This window comes from Mycobacterium sp. 1274756.6 (assembly GCF_001668625.1).
In the GTDB taxonomy this organism is placed as follows: domain Bacteria; phylum Actinomycetota; class Actinomycetes; order Mycobacteriales; family Mycobacteriaceae; genus Mycobacterium.
The window spans coordinates 1-7693 of record NZ_LZLJ01000057.1; the positions used below are offsets into that span (position 1 = coordinate 1).

Here is a 7693-nt window from a genome sequence, read left to right on the forward strand (position 1 = left end):
TTTTCGGAGGGGTAGCAGGGTCCACGTGCAGTTCTAAATAGCGTGCACCGGATACGATCGCTAAACGAGCATTAGCGGCACGTGCGTCTATCTTGGCTGCATCTGCCGTCGGTTCTTCTTTTGTTTGAACGATTAAGCCACGCTTGACCAACTCAAAAGCCGTACAAGCCCGTGTCTTCGCCGCCTCGATCTGCTGCTCGGTGAAGACTGGCTCGGGCGTCTGGGCCGATGGAACGGGCCGGAACCAACCCGCCACCGCAACGAGTAGGGCAACGGAGGCGATGGCGACGGCGGCAACGCCGGCCCAACGGGACGGTGGGCGCGGAACTTTCGGCGGTGTCGGAGGCCAAGACGGCGCCGCCGGAGTTGGAGGAAGCCCCGTAGAGGGCAAATCCGCCATTGGTTGATCGTAACGCCGATTGAGCATTCCGGTATTCACTCCGGCCGGTCGATGACAACGACGACGAGACCAGATTGACGCTAAACCTTGACTTGACCCTTAGCTTTCAGGCCGGTGACGATGGCAGCGTGCGCCGACTGTTTGCCTTGCTGTGCGCGGCGGTCTGTGCCGTCGCGGTGACCCTGGTGGTCGCCCCCGCCAGCGCAGCAGTCGTCAACCCGTGGTTCGCCAACTCGGTCGGCAACGCCACCCAGGTGGTTTCTGTCGTCGGGGTTGGCGGTTCGAAAGCCAAGATGGATGTCTATCAGCGCGGTCGGGCCGGCTGGCAGCCGATCGGGGTGGGAATCCCGACCTTCGTCGGCTCGGCGGGAATGGCGCCCAAGGCCAAGAGCGGCTATCCGGCCACACCCATGGGCGTCTACACCCTCGACTACGCCTTCGGCACCGCACCGAATCCGGGGACCAATCTGCGCTACGTACAGGTGGGACCCACCCACTGGTGGAGTGGCGACGACAGCAGCCCGTCGACGTTCAACACCATGCAGGTTTGCCAGCAGGCCCAGTGCCCGTTCAACACTTCCGCGAGCGAGAACCTCGACATCCCGCAGTACAAGCACGCGGTGGTCATGGGGGTGAACAAGACACGCACGCCCGGCGAGGGGTCGGCGTTCTTTTTCCACACCACCGACGGGAACCCGACCGAGGGCTGCGTCGCGATCGACGACGGCACCCTGGTGAAGATCATCCAATGGCTCCGCCCCGGCGCTTTGATCGCGATCGCCCAATAGCTTCGACCGGTTCTCCACAACGCCGTTCCGAGTGAATGGCCGCTCGGTTGCGCCGCTGTTATCCCTGATCCATCGCGGTGGAAGGGGGTCTGCGATGACCGTAGAGATACGACTGGACGACGCCGTCTGCTCGGCCAACCACGCGCGCGGGCAATGCGACGATCTGGCCACCGCGCACCTGTTGTCCAGCAGCAGAATTGAGTCGGCCCAGTCCGGATGGGTGGACAGTTCGGCCGCCGCCATTCAGGCGAAGCTCGACACCTGGCGCCGACTGTCGGATGCGCTTCTGGCCAGGCTCGCCGACCATGCGCAAGGACTGCACACCATCGCCGATCTCATCGCGACAACCGAGGCGACCCGAGCGCGCGACCTCGCCCTTAAAGACGGCGAGCCGTGATGTTGACCGTTGCGGACATCCAGCGCTGGGATGCCGAGGCGGTCCGAGAAGTGTTCCATGCCGCCACGGCTCGTGCGGATGTCACCCACGCCGTGTCCCGCGAACTACGCACCCTCGCCGTCTTCGAAACCTGGTGCGGGGCAGCCGCAGACGCCGCCCGGCACGCCAACGCTGCTCTTCGCCAAGACCTCGATGCCCACGGCGTGGAGGCGATCGCGGTGGCGCGGGCAGCGGGGCGCGCCGCGGATGGAATCGAAGAGGTGCAACGCGAACTCGACGCCTTGGAAACACGCGCCCGCAGCCGTCGACTCCTGATCGATCCTTACGCCGACCTCGTCGTTCCCGCCCGCGGTCACAGCTTCGGACTGCAAACCGCGACCGTCAGATGTCAGCTCCAGTTGCTGCTCGACGGGCTGGTCGACCGGGCCAACTCGGTGAACCGTGAACTGGCCGCCGCAATCGATATGGCCGACGGAGACCAGCCGATTGCACCCGGACCGCACGATGAGCGCCCCGGCATCCAAGCGGCGCTGGCGGCGCCGCCGCCGGCGGACCCACAGCAGTTCCATGATCTGTGGCAGGCCCTGACCGATGACGAGAGGGACTGGCTATACAACCAGGACCACGACATCGGGAACCACGCCGGGATGGAGTTCATCGACAAAGACCGCTACAACCGGCGGCACCTCGATGAGTTGATCGCGACCACGGAGAGCGAACGGGACCGTCTCGCTGGCGAACACCCGGATTGGGCCGACGCGCCACCGCCGCGGAGCAGCGACGGCAGGATCCCCGCCGACTGGCTGCTCTGGAACGCCCAGTGGAGCAGAGCAGGACACGACCTCGCCGGCTATCGCGCCGTGCGGGACGGACTGAATAGCGACGACGGCGTGCCGCACCTTCTGGGATGGCTCGATGACCACGGCCACGCCGCCATCTCAATCGGCGACCCCGATCGCGCCAAGCGCAACGCGGTTTTCGTTCCCGGAACTGCCCAAGACCTGAGCCGCTGGCGCTTCAGCGAGGACAAGTCGAAGGCGATGTACAAGGCGGCGCACGACGCCGACCGTCACTTGGGCCACGCGGACCTCGCGGTGACCACCTGGATGGGTTATGACCGCCCGATGAACCTGTTGGAAGCCGCCGTCCCCGAGCGCGCGCGATCCGGAGCGGATCCGTTGGCGCGCTTCGCGGAGGGAATGCGCGTCTCGCACATCGGGCCCCGCGCGGTCGACACCGTCATCGGCCACAGCTACGGCGCGGTGGTGCTCGGCGCAGCGGCCGCGGAGGGGCATCACTTGGCCGCCGACAACGTGGTCGCCGTCGGAGCGCCGGGAATGCTGGTCGACCGTGCCGGCGACCTGCACATCGATGACGGCGGGAAGGTGTACGCGATGCGCGCCCAGAACGACATCATTCGGTGGGCCGCCGGCGGTCTGGGACTCGGCATCTACCCGCCGGACAGCCCCGTGTTCGGGGCAACCGTCTTGGCTGCCGATCCCGGACCCACCGTCGCGGGCATCTTCCCGTCCGTTGACGCGCACAGCAGCTACTGGAACCCTGGGAACATCGCGCTGGCCAACCTGGGCGCGGTCATCGCCGGCGTCGAACCGCCACGGATCGAGCACCGATGACTCGCCCGCCCCCGCCAGGCGGCAGAGGCCGCATGCTGGTCGCGGTCGCGATCGTCGCAGCATTGGTCGGTGCCTGCAGCGGTCGGCAATTCACCGACGAGGGAGGACCACCGATGACCGTAGTTCCGCCGCCACCGGGATGGGAGCTCCGGCCGGTGATCCCGACCAGCCAGCAACAGGCTCAGGACACCGTCCTCGGTTACCTGAAGAAGACGTTGCAGAGCCTGCCCGAGGGCACAACCTTCGACCGCTCGCCATACCCGGGTTCCAGCAACGTTCCGTGCAGCGATGACACATTCGACGTCCCGGAGAACCAGTTCTACGACATGCGCCAAGCACTGTTCCCGCCCGACAGCGATCTGCCGACGATGATGGTCCTCATCGAGGAGATCTGGTCCGGGTGGGGCTGGCATGTCGTGGAGCGCGACGAGTTCCGCAAGCCCAACCGGTTCGGGTACGGGTCCGACGGCTACACGCTGCAGATCGTCGCCGCCAATCCGCCGGGGTACCCGCCGACGATAATCGGGAGCGCGCCGTGTTTCCCCGGTGAGCTGGCCCGGTGGGACATCCCGGTCCCGACCGTGCTGACCGCGGACTAATCAGTGAGTGCAGCACCGGGTTTCACTGAGAAACCGATACTGGCCAACGACATCGTCGCTTCGTAGGTGCGGTCGTAGCCGGTTGCGCTGATGCGCCAGCCGCTGTCGGTACGCCGGTAGCGATCGCGGTAAAACGCCGCTCCGATGAGCATGAAATCGAAGTCGGCGACGATGACCCGGTCTTGGAGATACCACACGCCGCTCGCCTCGTCGCCGCTCACGCTGATCTCGGGATGGTCAACGCGATGTTCGGTGATGATCGTCGGCCCCAGGGTCGAACTCATGTAGCTGACCAGATCGGAGCGGTTGGTGAAATGCAACGCCTCACCCTGCGACGCTCCGTAGTCGCCGACGACATCCTCGGTCAGGGTCGCGGCGAAGTCGTCCCAGTGCTTGGTGTCCAGTGCCCGCAGATAGCGGTACTTGACTTGCTTGATTGCTGCGATGTCGTCGATCTCGCCCATGGCTCATTGCAGCACACCGGCTACTGCCGGAGGTAGTGGGTCACCATGTCGATGAGGGTGGCGCGTTCCCGTTGCCAATCGACCGGTGTTCCGATCAGCATCTGCGCGAAAACCATGCCGCGTAGCCCTGCCCAGATCACCTCGGCCACATCGGCGTTCACCGGGTCGTCGGAGATGAGCCGACCCAACTGCCCGATGGCCGTGTTCATCTCCAACAGGTGGCTGCGTGATTGATCACCCAGACTGCCGCGGGTGGCATACAGGATTTCGAAGGCCGCCATCGACGTCGGACTGCTGTAGCAGCACCACGCGGTGTCGACGACCACCTCGATGCGCTCGCCCGGCGGAAGAGTTCCGACTTCGATCGCGCTCAAGCTCTCCAGCAACCTGGCCACTCCGTCGTCGACGACGGCCATCAGCAACCCGTTGCGATCGCCGAAGTGGTACTGGATAACCCCCCAGGTCACGCCGGCGCGTTCGGCGACGTGTTTGGCGGTGGCTGCGAGGAAGCCCTCCTCGACCACGCAGCGCACGGTCTCCTCGATGATGCGGGCGCGCGTCTCGTCGCCCCGCTTGCGCGGAGCGCTGGTCTGCCGGGTGGGGGTGGCCCCCCGGGTGGCCTTCGGGCCCGCGCTCATCGACATCGTTGACTTTATAACATAGTCCTAACTATGTTTTCGGTGTGACGGAATCCCGATACGCCTCGCTCACCCGCGACGAGTTGGCGACCCTGCTCCCGGAGTTGCTGCTCATCGGCCACATGATCGACCGGTCCGGCATGGCTTGGTGCATCCAGGCGTTCGGCCGCGAACAGATGGAGCAGATCGCCATCGAAGAGTGGGCCGGAGCCAGCCCGATCTACACCAAGCGGATCCAGCGGGCGCTGAACTTCGAGGGCAACGACGTGCCCACGATCTTCAAGGGGCTGCAGTTCGACATCGGCTCGCCACCGCAGTTCATGGACTTCCGGTTCATCATCCACAACCGCTGGGACGGCGAGTTCTACCTCAACAGCTGCGGCGCGCTGCTGGACGTCGAGCCGCTCGGCGAGGACTACGTCCACGGCATGTGCCACACGATCGAAGATCCGACCTTCGACGCGACCGCGGTCGCCACCAACCCGAAGGCTCAGATGCGGCCGATCCACCGCCCGCCCCGCCAGCCGGCCGACGAGCATCCGCACTGCGCCTGGACGGTCAAGATCGACGAGTCCTACCCCGAGGCGCAGGGGATTCCGGCGCTGGACGTCGTCGGTCGCTCGCGCGCGGCCAACTGGGAGCTGCCCGGTATCGACCCCGCCCACGAGGGCTGGGCGGAATACACCGGGCCGTTGCTCGCCGACGTCGACTTCGGGGCGTTCTCGCACTCCGCGCTGGTCCGCCTTGCCGACGAGGTCTGTCTGCAGATGCACCTGCTGTATCTGTCGTTCGCCATCGCGGTACGGGCCCGCGCCGAACACGACGACGACCTCGCCGTCTCGGTGGGTACCCGCCAGCTCATCGGGCTGGCCGGGCTCGGAGCCGAACGATTGCACCGTGCGCTGAACCTGCCCGGCGGGCTCGAGGGCGTTCTCCGGATCTTCGAACTGCACCCGCTGTTCAACCCGGCGGGCTACATCAGGGCGGAATTCGCCGACGGGCGCATTCATGTGCACCCCTCCCCGGCTCACGACGACCGCGCCTGGCTCAGCCTGTGCCACCCGGGGTCGGTGCAGCCGCTGCAGGCGATCGCGACGGCAGTCGATCCGCAACTGCGGGTCGAGGTCACCGGCACCGACACCGACTGGACCGCCGAACTCGTGCACTCCGAGGAGCCGATCGCCGAGCTGCCGGAGGTCTCGGTCGCGAAGGTCAGCGGCGGCGCCACATTCCAGTTCCGCTCCCGGCGCTCTCTTCCGTTGACGGTGGTGTGAATTTCGTTGGGTAACCGGCCGGTAACCGGTCGGTTCCATTCGATAACGGCGAACGGCTGAGGACACCTGGGACCGTTATCGTGGGTGGCTGCCCTCCCGAACGTCGATGCAAGGTACGCGATTGATGAACGACCCGCTCGGGTTGTCGGTCGGAGCGACCAATCTGGTGGCGGCGCGCGTCGGCTACCCGCCGGTGACGCGCCGCGCCGTCGTGCATCTCTACCCGCAGCGCCCCACTCAGGTCGGCGACCTGCCGCCGGGCAGCGACGCCGGAACGGCTGTCACCGGGTTCGTTGAACGGGTCGGCGATCCCACGCCGCTGGCCGGCATCGAGGGTGCCGTTCATACCCCCGACCAACTGCTGGTCGAGGCGATCGACGCGATGATCGCCGCGCTCGGGTTACAGCCAGCCGCCGCCGGGCTGACCCTCGCCATCCCGGCCTACTGGGGTGCGGGCCAGGCACGGACCTTGCGCGACGCGTTGCTGGCCCACCCGCGCCTGGCGCAACCGGCGCCCGCTCTGGTCTCCGACGCCGCCGCGGCACTCGCCGCACTCAACGCCGACCCGGGGCTGCCGTCGACCGGCGTGGTGGCCCTGTGTGACTTCGGCGGCGGCGGCGCCACGTTTTCGCTGGCCGATGCCGGCGCCGGCTTCGAACTCCTCGACAAGCCCCTGCGCTACCCGCAGTTCTCCGGCGACCGGATCGACGAGGCGCTGCTCGAACACGTCCTGGAGCGCGTCGGGCAAGCCGACGATCGTGAGCCGACCGGCACCACCGCCGTCGCATCCCTGGCCCGATTGCGCGACCAGTGCCGTCTTGCCAAAGAGTCCCTTTCCGAGCTGGCAGCCACCGAGCTGACGGTCGCGTTGCCCACCCATCAGACGCAGGTCACCGTGACCCGCGGTGAACTGGAGGCCCTGGTCGCCGAACCGCTGACCGGCGCGCTGGAGGCCTTCAAGGCCATGCTGCAACGCAACCGGGTCGGCGGCCGGAACCTGCGGGCCATCGCAATCGTCGGCGGCGGCGCCAACATGCCCGTGATCGCACGCCGTATCACGCAGTGGCTGCCGGTGCCGGTGGTGCGCACCCCTCACCCGGAGATCAACGCCGCACTGGGCGCCACCTTGCTGGCGGCTGGACAGTCGGACGAGAGTCCGGCCACCGGTACCGCGATGGCGCCCAGCGTGGCGCCGCCGACCACCCCGAGCCCGCTCGCCTCGGACGCCGGGACCGCCACGGCCATGGCCGCCGCGGCAGACGGCACCACGGCGGGCCTGCCGCCGTCTACGGCCGGCGACGGCGGGCTCGAACAGGAACTGGCGTGGTCGAAAGCCGACGACACCGACGAGCCGGTGCCGTTCAGCGGCGAGGTGCCCGAGGACGGCTACGCCGACTACGCCGGCGCCGCGGCCGTCCCGGAACCGCGCGGATACGACTACTCCGCGGATGCGTTCGACGAGCCGGGTCGCCGCTGGTTCCGGATGCCGCTGTTGCTCG

The 7693-nt window shown here is 67.2% G+C and carries 8 protein-coding genes and 1 pseudogene; 6 read left to right on the forward strand and 3 right to left on the reverse strand.

The window, feature by feature from the left end:
* A pseudogene (locus tag A5643_RS18655) lies at positions 1–256 on the reverse strand (hypothetical protein); the annotation flags it as partial.
* 272 nt (positions 257–528) lie between these two features.
* Here A5643_RS18655 and A5643_RS07440 point away from each other — a divergent pair.
* The 4 genes from A5643_RS07440 (at position 529) to A5643_RS07460 (ending at position 3818) form a co-directional block, all read left to right on the forward strand.
* Positions 529–1188 carry a L,D-transpeptidase family protein gene (locus A5643_RS07440; RefSeq protein WP_066853529.1) on the forward strand — a complete coding sequence of 220 codons (660 nt, stop codon included), beginning with the start codon at positions 529–531 and terminating at the stop codon, positions 1186–1188.
* A 94-nt stretch (positions 1189–1282) separates the two neighbouring features.
* Entirely contained in the window at positions 1283–1585 is a 303-nt protein-coding gene (locus A5643_RS07445; protein ID WP_066853531.1) for a hypothetical protein, read from the forward strand.
* Positions 1585–3219 (forward strand): alpha/beta hydrolase, encoded by a 1635-nt coding sequence (locus A5643_RS07455; RefSeq protein ID WP_231995488.1) that lies wholly within the window; start codon positions 1585–1587, stop codon positions 3217–3219. The genes A5643_RS07445 and A5643_RS07455 overlap by 1 nt, the downstream gene beginning before the upstream one ends.
* Positions 3220–3332: 113 nt before the next feature.
* Positions 3333–3818 carry a hypothetical protein gene (locus A5643_RS07460; RefSeq protein ID WP_066853543.1) on the forward strand — a complete coding sequence of 162 codons (486 nt, stop codon included), beginning with the start codon at positions 3333–3335 and terminating at the stop codon, positions 3816–3818.
* Here the strand turns inward: A5643_RS07460 and A5643_RS07465 are convergent.
* A complete protein-coding gene (locus A5643_RS07465) occupies positions 3815–4282 on the reverse strand; it encodes a nuclear transport factor 2 family protein (protein ID WP_066853536.1) in 468 nt (155 codons plus the stop codon). The two genes, A5643_RS07460 and A5643_RS07465, sit on opposite strands and share 4 nt — an antisense overlap.
* A 20-nt stretch (positions 4283–4302) precedes the next feature.
* On the reverse strand, positions 4303–4926 hold the full coding sequence (locus tag A5643_RS07470) for a TetR/AcrR family transcriptional regulator (protein ID WP_066853538.1): 624 nt from the start codon (positions 4924–4926) through the stop codon (positions 4303–4305).
* A 38-nt stretch (positions 4927–4964) separates the two neighbouring features.
* Between A5643_RS07470 and A5643_RS07475 the strand changes: the two genes are divergently transcribed.
* Both A5643_RS07475 and A5643_RS07480 read left to right on the forward strand, forming a co-directional pair.
* On the forward strand, positions 4965–6194 hold the full coding sequence (locus tag A5643_RS07475) for a hypothetical protein (protein WP_066853540.1): 1230 nt from the start codon (positions 4965–4967) through the stop codon (positions 6192–6194).
* Between the two features lie 124 nt (positions 6195–6318).
* Positions 6319–7693, forward strand: a 1375-nt coding sequence (locus A5643_RS07480; protein WP_066853542.1) for an Hsp70 family protein, incomplete at its 3' end; no start/stop codon positions are given.